The organism is Acinetobacter sp. YH12049, from assembly GCF_013419875.1.
In the GTDB taxonomy this organism is placed as follows: domain Bacteria; phylum Pseudomonadota; class Gammaproteobacteria; order Pseudomonadales; family Moraxellaceae; genus Acinetobacter; species Acinetobacter amyesii.
The window spans coordinates 36,327-51,485 of the sequence record NZ_VOZH01000002.1 but is presented as its reverse complement, the minus strand read 5'-3'; the positions used below and the strand labels follow the sequence as shown (position 1 = coordinate 51,485).

At 41.1% G+C, this 15,159-nt stretch carries 20 protein-coding genes; all 20 read right to left on the bottom strand.

Annotation, left to right across the window (positions count from 1 at the left end; genetic code table 11):
* Positions 1 to 74: 74 nt before the first annotated feature.
* On the bottom strand, positions 75 to 755 hold the full coding sequence (pyrF, locus tag FTU05_RS01105; protein ID WP_180010309.1) for an orotidine-5'-phosphate decarboxylase: 681 nt from the start codon (positions 753 to 755) through the stop codon (positions 75 to 77).
* 240 nt (positions 756 to 995) lie between these two features.
* On the bottom strand, positions 996 to 1,361 hold the full coding sequence (locus tag FTU05_RS01100) for a lipopolysaccharide assembly protein LapA domain-containing protein (RefSeq protein ID WP_078188931.1): 366 nt from the start codon (positions 1,359 to 1,361) through the stop codon (positions 996 to 998).
* A gap of 24 nt (positions 1,362 to 1,385) precedes the next feature.
* Positions 1,386 to 1,688 carry an integration host factor subunit beta gene (locus tag FTU05_RS01095; RefSeq protein ID WP_067767464.1) on the bottom strand — a complete coding sequence of 101 codons (303 nt, stop codon included), beginning with the start codon at positions 1,686 to 1,688 and terminating at the stop codon, positions 1,386 to 1,388.
* 162 nt (positions 1,689 to 1,850) lie between these two features.
* On the bottom strand, positions 1,851 to 3,530 hold the full coding sequence (gene rpsA, locus FTU05_RS01090; protein ID WP_078188933.1) for a 30S ribosomal protein S1: 1,680 nt from the start codon (positions 3,528 to 3,530) through the stop codon (positions 1,851 to 1,853).
* Positions 3,531 to 3,637: 107 nt separating this feature from the next.
* The gene (gene cmk, locus FTU05_RS01085) at positions 3,638 to 4,321 is read right to left on the bottom strand and encodes a (d)CMP kinase (RefSeq protein WP_180108745.1); all 684 of its coding nucleotides are present in this window, start codon (positions 4,319 to 4,321) and stop codon (positions 3,638 to 3,640) included.
* A gap of 17 nt (positions 4,322 to 4,338) precedes the next feature.
* On the bottom strand, positions 4,339 to 4,770 hold the full coding sequence (locus FTU05_RS01080) for an SRPBCC family protein (RefSeq protein ID WP_078188937.1): 432 nt from the start codon (positions 4,768 to 4,770) through the stop codon (positions 4,339 to 4,341).
* A gap of 26 nt (positions 4,771 to 4,796) precedes the next feature.
* Positions 4,797 to 5,348, bottom strand: coding sequence for a tRNA adenosine(34) deaminase TadA (tadA, locus tag FTU05_RS01075; RefSeq protein ID WP_180007334.1), 552 nt, complete (start codon positions 5,346 to 5,348; stop codon positions 4,797 to 4,799).
* Positions 5,349 to 5,355: 7 nt separating this feature from the next.
* Positions 5,356 to 6,477: an enoyl-CoA hydratase/isomerase family protein gene (locus FTU05_RS01070; RefSeq protein ID WP_078188941.1), complete on the bottom strand. Its 1,122-nt coding sequence runs from the start codon at positions 6,475 to 6,477 to the stop codon at positions 5,356 to 5,358.
* Positions 6,474 to 7,187, bottom strand: a complete 714-nt coding sequence (gene ung, locus FTU05_RS01065; protein ID WP_168378900.1) for a uracil-DNA glycosylase — start codon at positions 7,185 to 7,187, stop codon at positions 6,474 to 6,476. Before ung ends, FTU05_RS01070 begins: the two co-directional genes overlap by 4 nt.
* A 36-nt stretch (positions 7,188 to 7,223) precedes the next feature.
* Positions 7,224 to 7,820: a 6-carboxytetrahydropterin synthase gene (locus FTU05_RS01060; RefSeq protein ID WP_180163965.1), complete on the bottom strand. Its 597-nt coding sequence runs from the start codon at positions 7,818 to 7,820 to the stop codon at positions 7,224 to 7,226.
* A 130-nt stretch (positions 7,821 to 7,950) separates the two neighbouring features.
* Entirely contained in the window at positions 7,951 to 8,898 is a 948-nt protein-coding gene (gspK, locus tag FTU05_RS01055; RefSeq protein ID WP_180163962.1) for a type II secretion system minor pseudopilin GspK, read from the bottom strand.
* 39 nt (positions 8,899 to 8,937) lie between these two features.
* A complete protein-coding gene (gspJ, locus tag FTU05_RS01050; protein WP_078193724.1) occupies positions 8,938 to 9,567 on the bottom strand; it encodes a type II secretion system minor pseudopilin GspJ in 630 nt (209 codons plus the stop codon).
* Positions 9,568 to 9,613: 46 nt separating this feature from the next.
* On the bottom strand, positions 9,614 to 10,006 hold the full coding sequence (gene gspI, locus FTU05_RS01045; RefSeq protein ID WP_078188947.1) for a type II secretion system minor pseudopilin GspI: 393 nt from the start codon (positions 10,004 to 10,006) through the stop codon (positions 9,614 to 9,616).
* Positions 9,996 to 10,553, bottom strand: a complete 558-nt coding sequence (locus FTU05_RS01040; RefSeq protein WP_180163960.1) for a type II secretion system protein — start codon at positions 10,551 to 10,553, stop codon at positions 9,996 to 9,998. The genes gspI and FTU05_RS01040 overlap by 11 nt, the downstream gene beginning before the upstream one ends.
* 9 nt (positions 10,554 to 10,562) lie before the next feature.
* Positions 10,563 to 11,177, bottom strand: a complete 615-nt coding sequence (locus FTU05_RS01035; protein ID WP_180163958.1) for a TetR/AcrR family transcriptional regulator — start codon at positions 11,175 to 11,177, stop codon at positions 10,563 to 10,565.
* Positions 11,178 to 11,219: 42 nt separating this feature from the next.
* On the bottom strand, positions 11,220 to 11,993 hold the full coding sequence (locus FTU05_RS01030) for a TatD family hydrolase (protein WP_180116607.1): 774 nt from the start codon (positions 11,991 to 11,993) through the stop codon (positions 11,220 to 11,222).
* A gap of 31 nt (positions 11,994 to 12,024) precedes the next feature.
* On the bottom strand, positions 12,025 to 12,366 hold the full coding sequence (locus FTU05_RS01025; protein WP_111885061.1) for a PilZ domain-containing protein: 342 nt from the start codon (positions 12,364 to 12,366) through the stop codon (positions 12,025 to 12,027).
* Positions 12,367 to 12,381: 15 nt separating this feature from the next.
* Positions 12,382 to 13,365: a DNA polymerase III subunit delta' gene (locus FTU05_RS01020; RefSeq protein ID WP_180163956.1), complete on the bottom strand. Its 984-nt coding sequence runs from the start codon at positions 13,363 to 13,365 to the stop codon at positions 12,382 to 12,384.
* Positions 13,366 to 13,378: 13 nt separating this feature from the next.
* The gene (kdsB, locus tag FTU05_RS01015) at positions 13,379 to 14,140 is read right to left on the bottom strand and encodes a 3-deoxy-manno-octulosonate cytidylyltransferase (protein WP_180163954.1); all 762 of its coding nucleotides are present in this window, start codon (positions 14,138 to 14,140) and stop codon (positions 13,379 to 13,381) included.
* Between the two features lie 3 nt (positions 14,141 to 14,143).
* Positions 14,144 to 15,157 carry a tetraacyldisaccharide 4'-kinase gene (gene lpxK / locus FTU05_RS01010; RefSeq protein ID WP_180116605.1) on the bottom strand — a complete coding sequence of 338 codons (1,014 nt, stop codon included), beginning with the start codon at positions 15,155 to 15,157 and terminating at the stop codon, positions 14,144 to 14,146.
* Positions 15,158 to 15,159 lie beyond the last annotated feature (2 nt).

Sequence of the window (15,159 nt, the reverse complement as noted above, 5' to 3'; positions counted from 1 at the left end):
CTCACCTAAATCCTCTCCCAAAGGGAGAGGACTTTCTCTCTCCCTTTGGGAGAGAGTTAGAGAGAGGGTAAATATTAAAGTGTCGCCAAAATATCTTTTAAAGTCTGACGCATATTCTCCGATTTAGTAATTGGACGGCCAATCACCAAATGTGTAGAACCATCAAGCATGGCTTGTTTAGGTGTCACAATTCGTTTTTGATCATCAGCAGCAGAACCCGCAGGACGGATACCCGGTGTCACTAAAGCAAACTCTGCACCCAAAGTTTCACGTAACATTTTCGCTTCTTGCGCCGAACACACTACACCATCTAAACCACTTTCTTTCGTTAAAGTCGCAAGACGTTTCACATGTTCAAAGGGTTCAACATCTAAACCTAAATCAGCAAGATCTTCACGACCCATCGAGGTCAAAACAGTAACAGCAATCAGCTGAGTATTGTAATTGCCTGCTTTTAGGCGCTCTACACAGGTTTCCATCATTTTACGACCACCTGATGCATGAACGTTGACCATCCACACACCCATATCCGCAGCTGCACAAACTGCTTGCGCTGTGGTGTTTGGAATATCATGGAATTTTAGATCTAGAAATACTTCAAAACCTTTATCATGCAAGGCCTTAACGACACTTGGACCCTCATGGGTAAATAACTCTTTACCAACCTTAACTCGACATAATGCAGGATCTAACTGCTCTGCAATTGTAAGTGCGTCATATTGGCTTTTAGCATCTAGTGCAACGATGATACTCAAGAGACTTACCCTTCATTTTGACAAAATTAGTGCATTATAGATGTATTCAACTTGATCAGAAAGTCATAAAACTCATGTTATTTGAAATGATTAATTTGAATTGAGCTATCTCATTATTTTATTTGAGATAAGCGTATTATTTTTTCAGCCCATAAAAAAACACTCCGATGATCCACCAGAGTGTTAAATATAAAATTTAAATCTACTCATAAAAGTAGTTCATTTACTTCAAAAACCCAATTATAACGGGTTAGAAGGACGCTCATTTGCATCAATATCTAAAACTGTCTTTTCATGACGCGTATGTGCAGCCGCTTCAGCAGCAGCCAGTTGAGCAGTTTGAATTTGCTCTTTACGTAGGCGGTCAATATCTTTACGTAGACGTTTAATTTCCCAGTTATTTTGAAATACTCGAAATACTTGCACTGCCAATAAAAGACCTAACACCAAACCTAATGACAAGGTTAATAGCAATAAAAGCCCTAAACGCATTGCAGGCACTTGTGTAAACAACAAATCGACTGAAAGTTCAGTTCCGTTTTGCAGAACCAAAGCCAATGAGTATCCAAATAGGACCAGTAGAATTACGACCAATACGTAACGCATAAACACCCCTAACAATGTTTTGAATTAGTTTGCAGATTCGTTTACCGCATCACGTAATGCTTTACCAGGTTTAAAGTGTGGTACAGCTTTTGCTGCCACTTCAACTGATTTACCTGTTTTTGGGTTACGACCCACACGTGGTTCACGGTGATGTAATGCAAAACTACCAAAACCACGGATTTCAATTCGGTTGTCTGTAGACAAAGCTTCGATCATTTGATCGATCATTATCTTAACGGCCTCTTCCACTAAGGGTTCAGCTAAGTGTGGGTTTTTAAGAGAAATACGCTCTATTAAGTCAGACTTATTAAGTGCTTCAGTAGTCATCTGCGACCTCTTTAATTATCAAGCTACCTAGGATCAGTTTCCTGATAATAACCTGTTTAAATACAAAACGGTAGCGTAATAATCACTTACTACGCTACCGTTACAGTAATTGTGTAAAATATATTAATTAATTTACATTAACAATACAATTCAAACACTTACTTAGTGGTTCATTTGAGCTTTGATCAAATCACCAATAGTCTTAGGACCATTGTCTGAAGTTGCTGTAGCTGTCTTGTTCAAGTTAGCTACTGCTTCTTTTTCTTCAGCTTCGTCTTTCGCTTTGATAGACAAGTTGATAGAACGTGATTTACGGTCTACGTTGATGATTTTAGCTTCAACTTCTTGACCAACTTCAAGGAACTTAGTTGCATCTTCAACGCGGTCGCGGTTGATTTCAGATGCTTTAAGAGTCGCTTCAACTTCGTCAGCTAACTTAACAGTAGCGCCTTTAGCGTCAACTGCAGTTACAGTACCTTTAACAAGCGCACCGCGTTCGTTAGCAGCTAAGAAATCGTTGAACGGATCGCTGTTCATTTGTTTGATGCCAAGGCTGATACGGTTGCCTTCAGCGTCTACTGAAAGGATAACCGCTTCAACTGTGTCACCTTTCTTGTAACGACGGATAGCTTCTTCGCCTTGTTCGTTCCAAGAAATGTCAGACAAGTGAACTAGACCATCGATACCGCCTGGTAAACCGATGAAGATACCGAAGTCAGTGATTGACTTGATCGTACCTGAAACTTTTTCACCTTTGTCGTGTTCTTTAGCAAACTCTTCCCATGGGTTAGCACGAGTTTGTTTGATACCAAGAGAAATACGACGACGCTCTTCATCAACTTCAAGAACCATAACGTCAACTTCGTCACCGATCTGAACAACTTTAGATGGGTGGATGTTTTTGTTAGTGTGGTCCATTTCTGAAACGTGTACTAAGCCTTCAACGCCTTCAGCGATTTCAGCGAAGCAACCGTAGTCAGTTAAGTTAGTTACACGAGCTTTAACGATAGAACCTTTAGGGTAACGGTTCATGATCGCTAACCATGGATCTTCGCCTAATTGTTTAAGGCCTAAAGATACGCGGTTACGTTCGCGGTCGAATTTAAGTACTTTAACAGTAACTTCTTGACCAACTTCAACAACTTCTGAAGGGTGCTTGATACGTTTCCAAGCCATGTCAGTGATGTGAAGAAGACCATCAATACCGCCAAGGTCAACGAACGCGCCGTAGTCAGTAAGATTTTTGATAGTACCAGTAACTGTTTGACCTTCTTCAAGCTGAGCAAGAAGAGCTTCACGGTCAGCTGAAGATTCAGCTTCCATAACAGCACGACGAGATACAACAACGTTGTTACGTTTAGCATCAAGTTTGATTACTTTAAATTCTAACTCTTTACCTTCTAAGTGAGTAGTATCACGAATAGGACGAGTATCAACTAAAGAACCTGGAAGGAACGCACGAACTGGACCGATGTCAACAGTGAAACCGCCTTTAACCTTACCAGAGATAACACCAGTAACGATTTCGCCGTCTTCAAAGATTTTTTCAAGTTTAGTCCAAGTTTCAGCACGTTTAGCTTTTTCACGTGATAAAACTGTTTGACCCATACCGTTGTCAAGAGCTTCAACAACTACGTCAACAGTGTCGCCAACTTGAACTTCAAGTTCACGTTGTTCATTTAAGAATTCAGCGCGGTCAACAATACCTTCTGATTTAAGGCCAGTGTCAACTGTTACCCAGTCAGAATCGATGTTTACTACAACGCCTTGGATGACAGCACCCTTTTCAACGTTGAGGTTTAATTCGCTTTCTTCAAAGAGGGCTGCAAAAGATTCGGTCATGATATACCTAGTAAAGTCAGCGGTCTTGGATCAGACAAGGCCGGTTTAATTAAGCGTCTACATAGTCCGTATAAGACTGATCAAGCTATGCTTCTGCTGAAAATTCTTTAGTTTGCTAATTGCTGATCGATGTAATTCGTCATCAGCGTGAATACTTCATCAATACTCAAAGTTGAACTATCAATAAAATAGGCATCTGGCGCAGGCTTGAGTGGAGCGACTGTGCGTTCCATATCTCGCTTATCACGCGCTTCGATATTAGCTAAAATGTCGTTTATTTTAACATCCACGCCCATAGCCTGCAACTGATTTACACGGCGCTCTGCACGGGACTGAGCAGAAGCCGTTAAATAAATCTTGGCTTGAGCATTGGGAAAAATCGTAGTTGCCATATCACGGCCATCTGCAACCAAACCAGGTGCTTGGGCAAAGGCATGCTGACGTTCTAAAAGCGCAGTTCTAAGTGTAGGAATTGCAGCAACTTTTGAGGCAAACTCTCCGACTCTCTCAGTACGGATAACTTTTGAGACATCTTCACCATCTAAAAGCACCGAAACACCTGCTTCATTTGTCACAAATTGTATGTCTAAATTTGTTGCAATTTTTACGCATTCATCGAGCTTTGAGTCTAATGCATCAATTAAGTCTTGCTTATGCAATGACAATCCCAACAGACGATATAACGCACCTGAGTCGAGTAAGTGGAACTGATAATGTGCCGCAATTTTTGCTGCCAATGTTCCTTTACCTGAGCCACTTGGGCCATCAATTGTAATGATTTGAACTGTCATTGCTCTTCCACTTTTGTTTATACGGTTTTTGCAAGTTTTGAAAAACCAATTTTAATCGCTGACTTCAGTTGCGCAAGGATTAATTGACTAACGAATGGCGCACGCGCCTGTAATTCAATCGTATAAGTGACTAAAGTACGCGCAGCATCAATCGCTTCGAATTGAATCACACCCAAATGATGTTTCACCAGTGGGTTTTTAATAATCTTATATTCAATGCGTTGGTTTGGCTCAAGCAAGGTAATTTGCTCTTGTAACGGCTTCACTGGCCCAAAGCCCATACGACGTACAGAACCCACACCATCAGGACGTTCAGGATCTGCAGAATCTTTGACGCGCACCACTTGAATCGGTGCAAAAGCCACGTTATAGGTCGAATGTTTTGAAAGTAAGTCAAAAACTTGCTCGACCGGTGCATTAAATTCTTTTTTTACTTGAATGGATTTCATGGTGTACCCTATTTTATTTGACAATATTAATTGTCAGTAGAGTTTACTTGATTTTTTAAATGAAGTTCAGTCAAAGTGGCTTTTTCCTGTAACTTCATCAGTCGTTTTTGTTCACGACGCATTTTAAAAAAATCACTTAATTGTTGGGAGCATTGCGCTTGCAGGCAACCATGCTCAAACTCAAAGATATGGTTATAGTAGCCTGAATTTAACAATTGACGCGAACTCACTAAAGAACCTGCTTTAGGCTCAGTCGTCGCAAATACCACGCGTTTAATTCTTGAATGGACCAAAGCACCCACACACATTGTGCAAGGCTCCAAGGTCACATATAAAGTTGCATCATCAGGTAAACGGTAATTATCGATATTTAAACAAGCTTGACGCAAAGCTTGTACTTCCGCATGTGCGGTGGGATCTTTCAGAGAAATCGGCGCATTAAACCCTGCACCTATGACTTGATTTTGACTCACAATGACTGCGCCTACAGGAATTTCTTGCAATTCTGCAGCTTGTGCAGCCTGCTCGAAAGCCAGCTGCATCCAGTGTTCATCACTATATAAGTTTGGTTCAGACATCAATTAATTAAATTACACCATACTGTCTTAACAGCGCATTCCAACTGTCAATATTGGTTACAGGAGGCTCATCAGCCAGAATTCCTTTGAGGGAAAGATCTGTACCTTTTTTCCATTCTGGAGACAGGTCTTTATCGACTAGGCGGGCGCGCACACCTTCCACAAAGTCCGCATGACGAATTTTCCAATCCGAAATTTGGGTTTCCAGTTCAAACACTTCATTCCAAGAATGCACTTGCTTGCCCCACTGCCACAACAACCATGTTAATGCGGCGGTTGCAGGTGAACCTTTTTGTAGATTTTCACTGGCTTGGCGTAACCAATCACTGCGCGCATCACTTAAACCAATAATTGATTCATAGTCATGTTCAAAATTATGCCCACGGCACACACTTTGAATCACATCTAACGAGTTTTGTAATGGCCCCGGCCCCACAGGACGATGCATACTATTTAAAGTGTCATCAATGGCACGAAAATCGCCCGCTGGATAATGATCCCAATCAATATTAATGACAGTTTCAAGTACATTATCACGCTGAGCATCACAAATATGCGTTGCCCAGCCGATACCATAAGCACCAGCTGCGGTCATAATCGAGCCGGTTAACCCAGTAAACAATCCAATGGCACCACGGTCAGCGAGGAAACGCGTCGCACCAACATCTGGATACAAACCGATATTAATCTCAGGCATTGCTAAACGTGAATAAGGTGTCACCAAACGGAAAGGTGCAGCCATAAATAGACCTAAACCACCTCCCATGACATAACCTTCGCCCCAAACCAAAATCGGCTTTGCATAGTTATGCAGCAGCAAATCTAGGGCATATTCTTGTTCAAAGAATTTATTCGCCGTTTCAACTTCATCATTGACCACCAATTGTCGCAATTTGCGTACATCGCCACCTGCACAAAATGCTTTCGGCGTAGTGGAATCTAACCAAATCGCTTTTACTGCATCATCGTGTTGAAAGTCCTGAAAGACTTCAAGCAACGCTGTACAGATAGATTCATCTAATGCATGAAGCGATTTTGGGCGATTCAGGCGAACAATGCGCCAGCCCTTTTTCGCTTCTTCAACAATCAGATCTGGGTGATAATTTTTTGAAACGGGAGAATAAGTCATGCGTCCAGCTGCCAGTCTATTGGCTCAATGCCATTTTGTTTAAGATAATTATTACTTTTTGAGAACACCTTACAACCAAAAAAACCACCGCGGTTTGCAGCCAAAGGTGATGGATGCGCGGCTTTTAGCACCAAGTGCTTATTTTGGTCAATGCGTTGTCCCTTACGCTGTGCATATGCCCCCCATAAAATAAAGACAATATGCTCACGTTGTTCATTTAAAACATCAATCACATGGTCTGTAAAATCTTCCCAGCCACGTTTTTGATGTGAAGTTGGTTGCCCAGCCTCAACAGTCAGTACCGCATTTAAAAGCAAAACACCTTGTTCTGCCCAGCGTGTTAAGTCCCCATGTTTTGACACAGGTACCCCAAGGTCGGTATTTAACTCATGGAAAATATTACGTAAAGAAGGTGGTAATGCAACCCCCTTTTGTACCGAAAAACTCAAGCCATGTGCCTGATTTGGCCCATGATACGGGTCTTGGCCTAAAATCACCACCTTTACATTTGCCATAGGCGTCGTGTTTAAGGCATTAAAAATTAGCGGATTCGGTGGATAAATCACTTTATCCTGTTTCATTTGTTGTAGCAGAAAGTCTTTTAACTCATCCATGCGAGGGCTAAGCAAAAACTCACTTAGGCCATATTTCCAGCTAGCATCAAGCTGCACTTTAGCGAGTTTTGCTTGTTGCTCTTCTGTTAAAGACATCACTGTTAACTAATCCTAATAAAACCAAATATTTACTTAAATTTTAACTTGTAAATCAACTGCAGGGTTTAAAAATTTTTGACCCTGTTTTAATTTTTCATACATCTGGGGATCGTTCCATTCCGACTGAACCTGTTCGGAAAAGACGATTTGATCTAACTGCAACAGCCCCATTTGTGCGTTGTCGATATCTTCTAAAAAGCTTTGCGCATAGCCTGTGTCCGTCTCATGTACGATCACAGAATACACTTCAACATCACCCTCACCATTTTGAGTTTCTGTTGATTTTAGAACTTGTTGTGCTAAGTAAAAGAAGATTCGTGAAAACTGTTCTGCTGAAGGCGATACGGGTAGTTCAACCCAACGTGCACTGAACTGTTTGCAGGCACGAATGTACTCAGCATCATCATGTTGCCAAAAACAAATCGCGTGATCAAAACTGTCAAATAAGTCTTTAATTACCCCTTTGAGCAAACCGAAATCGTAAACCATTTGTCCATGGTCAAGTTTCGACGCTTTGAGTAATAATTCGACTTTATAACTGTGTCCATGAATGGAACGTTTGCAACGGTCTGACGTGCAATTACGCACGATATGCGCGTTTTCAAACTTAAATAACTTACGAATTAACATGTGTCGTAATGCAATCAAATAATCTATGGGTTCTTAGAGATTATAATGCAAAAGTCTAACAAGAGGCATTAATTTTGCTATTCAGCACAATTGGGAAAAGGCATCATGAAAATTTAGCGACCTTTAAGACCTAAAATGGTGCCATACTGCGAAAAGCCACATATACATCTTTATCTTTTCGCACTAACTCACTGGTAAATTGACGCTTTCTTTCATTTAAAATAATTTCAATTTGCGCTTTAAAATAGTTCGACTGCACACCCAATTGTGAATTTAAAACTTCCCTATTTTCTGTGCTCACCTGTGCAAATGGCTCCATTGCCCATAAATCATTGATATTTTCGAAATGTTCAAATTTGGCAGCTTTTTGTTGCAAAGCTTGCTCAACTGCATTGACATCTAAACGATCATCCATAGTCGCTAACAAAAATGCAGGAGCGGTATTAATGTTTACCGTTGTTTCATGCGAAGGTAAGCTACTCACATAAGGCGCAATTAGTTTATATTGAGCACCGTCAAAACCACGGACTGATTTCAGCTCTTCCACACTATGGAATTTTGCATTTGGCGGTAGTGCCGCATTATTTAAACCACGATAATACGCCAGCTCTGCTCCCATTGGGCCAGAGGTCTCATCATCTTCATCTTGCCAGTCAATCACGGCTTGACTTAATTCTGCGGGTAAACCAACACGCTGCAATATTTTCTCAAACCATAATTTTGCTTTGTCATTTACCACACCCTCTTCTGAAACCAAACTATTGAGGTTAAATTTTCCAGATTCGTCTTGCAGCACACCTGCAACGGTTCCACCTTCCACTGGAAAGGCGGGCATAGGCTGAGCCCAATTTTCTTGGAGGTGATCCACCTGCCCTGCATTTTCGGCATCATTCACCAAAAGTTCAGCAAAAAATGCTTCGGCACTTTTCGCATATAACAACGATTGATTTTGGCGCATCACATAAGCGGTATTTTCAGAAGTATTGGCTTGTTGTTTTGCGATGCCTGCTGCAACTATGGTTGCCAAAGCTACCATCATCAGGATAGTTAACAAAGCGATGCCACGTTGCTGTTTCATAAGCAACTCCGAACTTCAAATGACTCTACTACCTGACCGCTAACCATTCTTATTTTTATCCAATAAAAAATCAGTATTTAACAAACTGAATAACCATTCGTAGTTTGTCCCATCCACTGTGAGCTGCATCCTGATACCCCGCGGTAACAGTTGAATGGTTTTTTCATTATTCAAATCAGCGGCAGCATCTGGCCAATTCTCTAACTCATTTGGATTGAGTACCGTGATTTTAAATTGCTCTACATTATCTAGTAACACACTCGAATCTGGCTGATCATGCCCCGTTTGGTTGAGATTTTTAAATTTTAGCCGATACAATTTTTTTTCATCAGCTTTGTATTGATATTCCACTCGCTCGTCAGGTGCAATGCCCTGATTTAATGGATCAGTGACACCTGTCTTACTGAAATTAAATCGGCCATTTTGCAATACTAACGCTGGTTGAATATCTCCATTAATATTGGCAGTTAAGGGCACAGCTTGTACTGTGTCTCTGAGAATTTGCTGATGGGCATCTTGCAACTGACTAAGCCTTGCCTCATGGGTTGCGTTTCGTTCCTTCACTTTCGAGACATAATCAAAAACCTTCCAACCCAAAGCAGACAGCACTGCGAAAATAGCAATCGCAACCAAAAGCTCAACTAAGGTAAATCCTGCTTGATTCTTCATTCCTTGCTGTACAAGCACAGGCATATCTTGAGATGTACGTTTTTTTCTAGTTATTATTTTCATCCAACGGAGCCTTATAGTTAAAGAACACCAAACTGCTAATCCCTGCTTCAACATCGCCTGTTTCAGCATTCATCAAACTCACTTGGATATCAATCCGTTGTACATTTGGACTAATGGTGGCTTGGGCTTTTTTGTCAATTTGCCATTGTTCGCCTTGTTCAGTGACTTGTTTAGATGCAGTACCCGTCATCCATTCACGATTGATTTCCATCTTAGCGATTTCATTCAACGCGACAAATTGTGCTTTATTTCTTAAAATTGCGTGTGCTGTCGACTGTGTATATTGCATCGCAACATTAGACAAAGCCATTGCCGCAGTCGCAAAAATCGCCAATGCCACCATGACTTCAAGTAGCGTAAACCCTTTAGCCCGCATTAACTTTCCCTAAATGATCGATTTCGATTTCATTACCAATGGGACGTTCTTCAAAATAAAACTGTATACGCACAGGCTTTACCTCACCATTGCCCAACCAAATCAACTTGGGTGCATTGGTATTTAACAAATCATCATTATTGGCATTTGCATACTGCTGATCTAAAGGCTTAATCGTAAAAGAGACATTTTCAGGTAATACTCGGGTTTCAAAATCTTTATAGTTTTGCCATTTATTATTCTGATTTAAAATACTATTTTCTACACGTTTTTGTTCTGGTAAATATTCTTGTACCGCATAGCTTTGCGTGTTGACATCCGTTCCAGCGTTTTGCTGTAAGGCCAATATCAAAGCTTGATCATTTGCATCGCGTAAAATTCGTTTCAGATCCATCACAAACACTTCGCGTGCTTGCATGGCTTTGCGTTGATCTGTTCCACCGATATTCAAAAGCACCAATGAGGCCATGATGCCCATAATCACAATCACCACCATCAATTCTACGAGGGTGAAGCCACGAACCGATGATGGTGATGCTATTTTCATAAGCAGCCTTTAAGCGAATTGAGCAACCGCATGCACTTGTTTTGGTAAGGCCAAGGCTTGATCAATATAAGCAACCCGCAAGGTGTCTCTTGAACCCAAATAACGCTGATAAAAACTAGAGTTCAAAATTGCTGCAGCACCATGTGTAAGTGACCAAATCGAAGCAAGATAATCACGTACTGGCATGCTACTTTGAATCGACTCCAAGTAACGCTCAGTCATACGAATGATCAATCGTAGGTGTTGTTTGCGCACTTGATATAGTTCACTAAACAAGTGCTGAATACCCACACCCGTTGTCGATAAACGCTCTTCAATTTGGTGAAACAACACTGTACGTTCTGGGTGATGTAAGTGATGCAACATAAAGAAAGCAAGGTGTTCAGGAAAAGCTTTGTCGGTGTCTTTAATCATTTCCAATAACATGCGTTCATTACGAATAATGAGCAACATATATAGTTCATCTTTACTTTGGAAATGTTTATATAACGTCCCTTTTGCCAAGTCGAGTTCTGCCGCTAGCGCATCTAGTGTCATCCCTGCTTCGCCATTTTCCAATAGCAGTTGCTCTGCCACTTGGAAAATTAATGCTTCTCTTGCTCTAAACTGAGCTTGACGATCCATCTTCACCCTATACTCTCTTACTCTTATATCAATTCAAATTATTTACTTAAGATTGAGGAGATTTTCAAAGTTTTGCATTGTAATGAAAGCCATCTCTTCAATTGACTTATCATATACATCACTTAAGGCTTTGGCTACATAGGGAACGTATTTTGGTTCATTAGACTTTCCTCTATAGGGCATCGGTGCAAGGTATGGACTATCAGTTTCAATCAGCACTCGATCCAATGGTACTTGCTTGGCCACATCACGCAAATCTTGTGCATTTTTAAAAGAAACAATGCCTGAAAATGACACGTAATATCCACAATCTAAGACAGCTTTTGCCGTTTCCCAATCTTCAGTAAAACAATGCAAAATACCGTGAGTAGATTTCTCTGCACGGATAATATCCACCGTATCATGCTTTGCAGAACGGGTATGTACAACCACCGGTTTTTTTACGGCTTGCGATGCGTGAATATGACGGGCAAAGCATTCTTTTTGCTCTGCAATAAAGTCTGTACTATGAAAATAATCCAGCCCTGTTTCACCAATCGCCCAAACCTTTTCAGGTTGTGCTAATTCAATGAGATATTCTTCTGTTGCCCGATCCATCGTTGCAGGATCTTCACATGGGTGTACCCCAACGGAATAACCCACATCGGCATGACGTGAAGCAATTTTTGAAAGTTCGATATGGTCATCTAGATCAACCGAGATACTCATAAATTTTGAGACCCCGGCTTGACGAGCCTGATCCAATGCAAGATCTAAATTACCCTCATAAGGGCTTAAATCGAGCATGGTTAAATGGCAATGGGTATCTACAAACACAATATGTACCTACAAGTCTTCACTGTTGTAACTACATAGTGTAACTTCTACGCCCCTCAGATTTAAGCCCTGCAAGTAAACGTTCTGCTTCTGTTTTAAAATAAACGCCTTTTTCGCCGCTTAATTGAATCCCAAAGCCTTGTGGTTTAATACCATTTTGCTTTTGCGAAATCCAAATTACTTTTCCTGTCAAAGGAATTTTTATACTTTGTTCAGGCAAAGTCGCCAATAAGAAAACCTCATCACCCATTTTCACAGCTTGCTTTGATGGTACAAATAAACCGCCACCAACGACATAAGGCATGTAGCTCGCAAAAAGTGTTTCCACATCTGGAATATTAGCGTGAACGATCCCGCCCATACGTGGTTGCATGATGTTTCCCCTTAATTAAACATTCATCAGTTTGATGCAAAGCTCATCTACGACCAGATTCCCCTGTACGTTCTGCTCGATGAACCGCTTAGACTGCTGTAATTCTGTATAAATCCCAAAGAGTGTTTCGAGCGAATATTGCTCTGCCAACACTCCAAAATCCAAATCTATATTTTTTATGGATTGATTTAGCTTGACACAAATTATATCGGACAACAAGTATTCAAACATTTGACTAAAATCACTAAAACTCAGTGCTTTATTCCACTTGGTCGCAATTGCCATCGGCATGTTTTTTTGTGTCACAAGTTTTTGCCAATCTTGTAGAAACTCTTGGCGCATATTTAGCCATTCACTACTTGCCAATGAAATTGCTTGTAATGGCATTTGACTGGCTAAGTTCATGAGAACTTTGCGTTGGGTTTTACCACTATCAGGCAAATGCTGCTGTAAATATTGCTGTGATTGTTCGGGTTCAATACGATCCAATGCATAGTGCTGCATTCGACTGCGAATGGTTGCCGGCAATTTCAAATAATGCTCTGCCAATAACATAATCACAATCCGCTCGCCCGGCTCTTCCAATGTTTTCAGCAATGCATTTGATGATGCAATGTTTAATGCTTCAGCAGGCTCAATCAACACAACTCGCCAACCGTCTACGGTTTGCTGTACAAAAGGCAATAAATCACGAATTTTCTCGATTTTAATTTTGGCGTTTTGCTTTTTATTGTCTTCATCTGTACTGATATGGACAAAATTTGGATGTGTATCTGACTTTAACCACTGGCAACTCCCGCACTCACCACACGGCTCAGTTCGCTCATCACGTTTTTGACACAGCACCCATGCAAGAAATTGTTTTGCAAATGCCTCTTTACCACAGCCTTTTTTGCCATACAAAAGCACGCCATGTCCCAATTGTGGAAAACGGCTGGTTAATGTATTCCATGTATTTTTCTGCCAAGGGTACACTTGCGCCACAATTTCATTTTGCATAAATTGTTTAACCTTATTCGAAGTTCGAAACATCCATTTGGTTCAAACGATCAAGGTCAGCTTGAGTATCTACGCCCGGTGGAAGGTTCGCTTCTGCCACAGCAATGGCAATACGGTGACCATTTTCCAAAACGCGTAATTGTTCAAGGCTTTCTAATTTTTCCAGCACACCCATATCCCAAGTGACATATTCTTGTAGGAGTTTTACGCGGTATGCATATAGGCCTAAATGACGATAAGCCTGATCATGCAAGGTTGGTTCAGCTTGCTTCGCACCATCGCGGTCATACGGAATAGTCGCACGGCTGAAATACAGCGCTTGATTGTGCTTTGACATTACCACTTTGACAATGCTGTCACGTTGAAATTCTTCTAGACTATGAATCGGCTCACAGAGCGTCGACATCGAACATGTCGGTTGATCAACAAGTAATTGTGCAACTTGTTTTACCAATTGAGCGGGAAGCAAAGGTTCATCACCTTGCACATTGACAATAATGTCATCACTCGCCCAACCTTTGATGCATGCAACTTCACTTAAACGATCTGTCCCTGATGGATGCTCTGCAGAGGTCAGTACCACATCAACCCCTTCTGCACGACACACTGCTGCAATACGCTCATCATCTGTAGCGACACAAAGGTCATCGAATCCTGCAACTTTTTTGGCTTGATCGACCACACGTAAAATCATCGGACGGCCGTGAATTTCAAGCAATGGCTTACCTGGTAAACGTGAACTTGAAAAACGTGCAGGAATAACAATATGTTTCATAAATTAAATGCCTTCGGGAAGTTTCAGACCCAGTTGTTTCAACTGCGCATGCAAAGTTTCATAACACGCAGGTGATAACACTGCATCTACAGGAACAACCCATATTTCTCTTTTAAAATCTGGATTATTTTTGAGGATCGCTAAAATTTTCACTGCATCTTTTTCAGTGGTAATGATGGGATTCGCATCTTCAAACTGCAAATCACTCAGTTCATATTCATAATGATCTGGGAATTCATGACATTGAAATTGATGAATCCCCATATTTTCTAAGGTTTTATAAAAGCGTTGCGGAAAGCCGATACCCACCACAGCATAAAAATCTTTACTTGCATCAAATGTCGTCACAAGATCTTTATTGAGCAAATAAGGCTGCGCCGCTTCTAAGTGCATATTCAGTGGAGAACTTGGATCTGCTGAATGCTCAATGACCGTTCCAGTGGCAAGGCGCTTTTTCGGTTCACGCAAATAACCTTCGGGTAATAATTTTTCATTGCCTAAACCACGGTTATTATCCAGTACGATCCACTCCAACTGACGTTGAAGCGCCCAATGCTGCAACCCATCATCGCAGATGATCAAATCCAATTCATGCTTAGATAGCAGTAACTCAATACTTTGCTGGCGATTTGGACCGACTGCCATCGGCACGCCAGTAGATTGAACGATTAAGCTCGGTTCATCACCCACGATTTCAGCCGTCGAATCTAAATCCACATAGGCCGGAAATGGTCCTTGACCACCATAGCCACGACTGATCACACCAACACGCAGCTTTAAGCTATTTAAATAACTGACCAAGTGAATGAGCAATGGGGTTTTACCACTTCCACCCACTGTGATGTTTCCAATGACCATGACTGGAATAGGCGCTTTATAACTTTGCTTAATACCTGATTGATAGAGTTTTTTATTGAGTAAAAAGCCGCCACGATAAAGCCATGACAAAGGTCTAAACACAACAAGCCACTTTGCCTGTTCATTCCAAGCATCCTGAATCAATTGTGCAAAAGACATGA

What these genes read in the sequence shown, in the direction of transcription:
- FTU05_RS01100 (WP_078188931.1), bottom strand. Translation starts at nt 1,361, where the DNA reads ATGCGTTACGTATTGGTCGTAATTCTACTGGTCCTATTTGGATACTCA.
- FTU05_RS01095 (WP_067767464.1), bottom strand. Translation starts at nt 1,688, where the DNA reads ATGACTACTGAAGCACTTAATAAGTCTGACTTAATAGAGCGTATTTCT.
- rpsA (WP_078188933.1), bottom strand. Translation starts at nt 3,530, where the DNA reads ATGACCGAATCTTTTGCAGCCCTCTTTGAAGAAAGCGAATTAAACCTC.
- cmk (WP_180108745.1), bottom strand. Translation starts at nt 4,321, where the DNA reads ATGACAGTTCAAATCATTACAATTGATGGCCCAAGTGGCTCAGGTAAA.
- FTU05_RS01080 (WP_078188937.1), bottom strand. Translation starts at nt 4,770, where the DNA reads ATGAAATCCATTCAAGTAAAAAAAGAATTTAATGCACCGGTCGAGCAA.
- tadA (WP_180007334.1), bottom strand. Translation starts at nt 5,348, where the DNA reads ATGTCTGAACCAAACTTATATAGTGATGAACACTGGATGCAGCTGGCT.
- FTU05_RS01070 (WP_078188941.1), bottom strand. Translation starts at nt 6,477, where the DNA reads ATGACTTATTCTCCCGTTTCAAAAAATTATCACCCAGATCTGATTGTT.
- ung (WP_168378900.1), bottom strand. Translation starts at nt 7,187, where the DNA reads ATGTCTTTAACAGAAGAGCAACAAGCAAAACTCGCTAAAGTGCAGCTT.
- FTU05_RS01060 (WP_180163965.1), bottom strand. Translation starts at nt 7,820, where the DNA reads ATGTTAATTCGTAAGTTATTTAAGTTTGAAAACGCGCATATCGTGCGT.
- gspK (WP_180163962.1), bottom strand. Translation starts at nt 8,898, where the DNA reads ATGAAACAGCAACGTGGCATCGCTTTGTTAACTATCCTGATGATGGTA.
- gspJ (WP_078193724.1), bottom strand. Translation starts at nt 9,567, where the DNA reads ATGAAGAATCAAGCAGGATTTACCTTAGTTGAGCTTTTGGTTGCGATT.
- gspI (WP_078188947.1), bottom strand. Translation starts at nt 10,006, where the DNA reads ATGCGGGCTAAAGGGTTTACGCTACTTGAAGTCATGGTGGCATTGGCG.
- FTU05_RS01040 (WP_180163960.1), bottom strand. Translation starts at nt 10,553, where the DNA reads ATGAAAATAGCATCACCATCATCGGTTCGTGGCTTCACCCTCGTAGAA.
- FTU05_RS01035 (WP_180163958.1), bottom strand. Translation starts at nt 11,177, where the DNA reads ATGGATCGTCAAGCTCAGTTTAGAGCAAGAGAAGCATTAATTTTCCAA.
- FTU05_RS01025 (WP_111885061.1), bottom strand. Translation starts at nt 12,366, where the DNA reads ATGCAACCACGTATGGGCGGGATCGTTCACGCTAATATTCCAGATGTG.
- FTU05_RS01020 (WP_180163956.1), bottom strand. Translation starts at nt 13,365, where the DNA reads ATGCAAAATGAAATTGTGGCGCAAGTGTACCCTTGGCAGAAAAATACA.
- kdsB (WP_180163954.1), bottom strand. Translation starts at nt 14,140, where the DNA reads ATGAAACATATTGTTATTCCTGCACGTTTTTCAAGTTCACGTTTACCA.
- lpxK (WP_180116605.1), bottom strand. Translation starts at nt 15,157, where the DNA reads ATGTCTTTTGCACAATTGATTCAGGATGCTTGGAATGAACAGGCAAAG.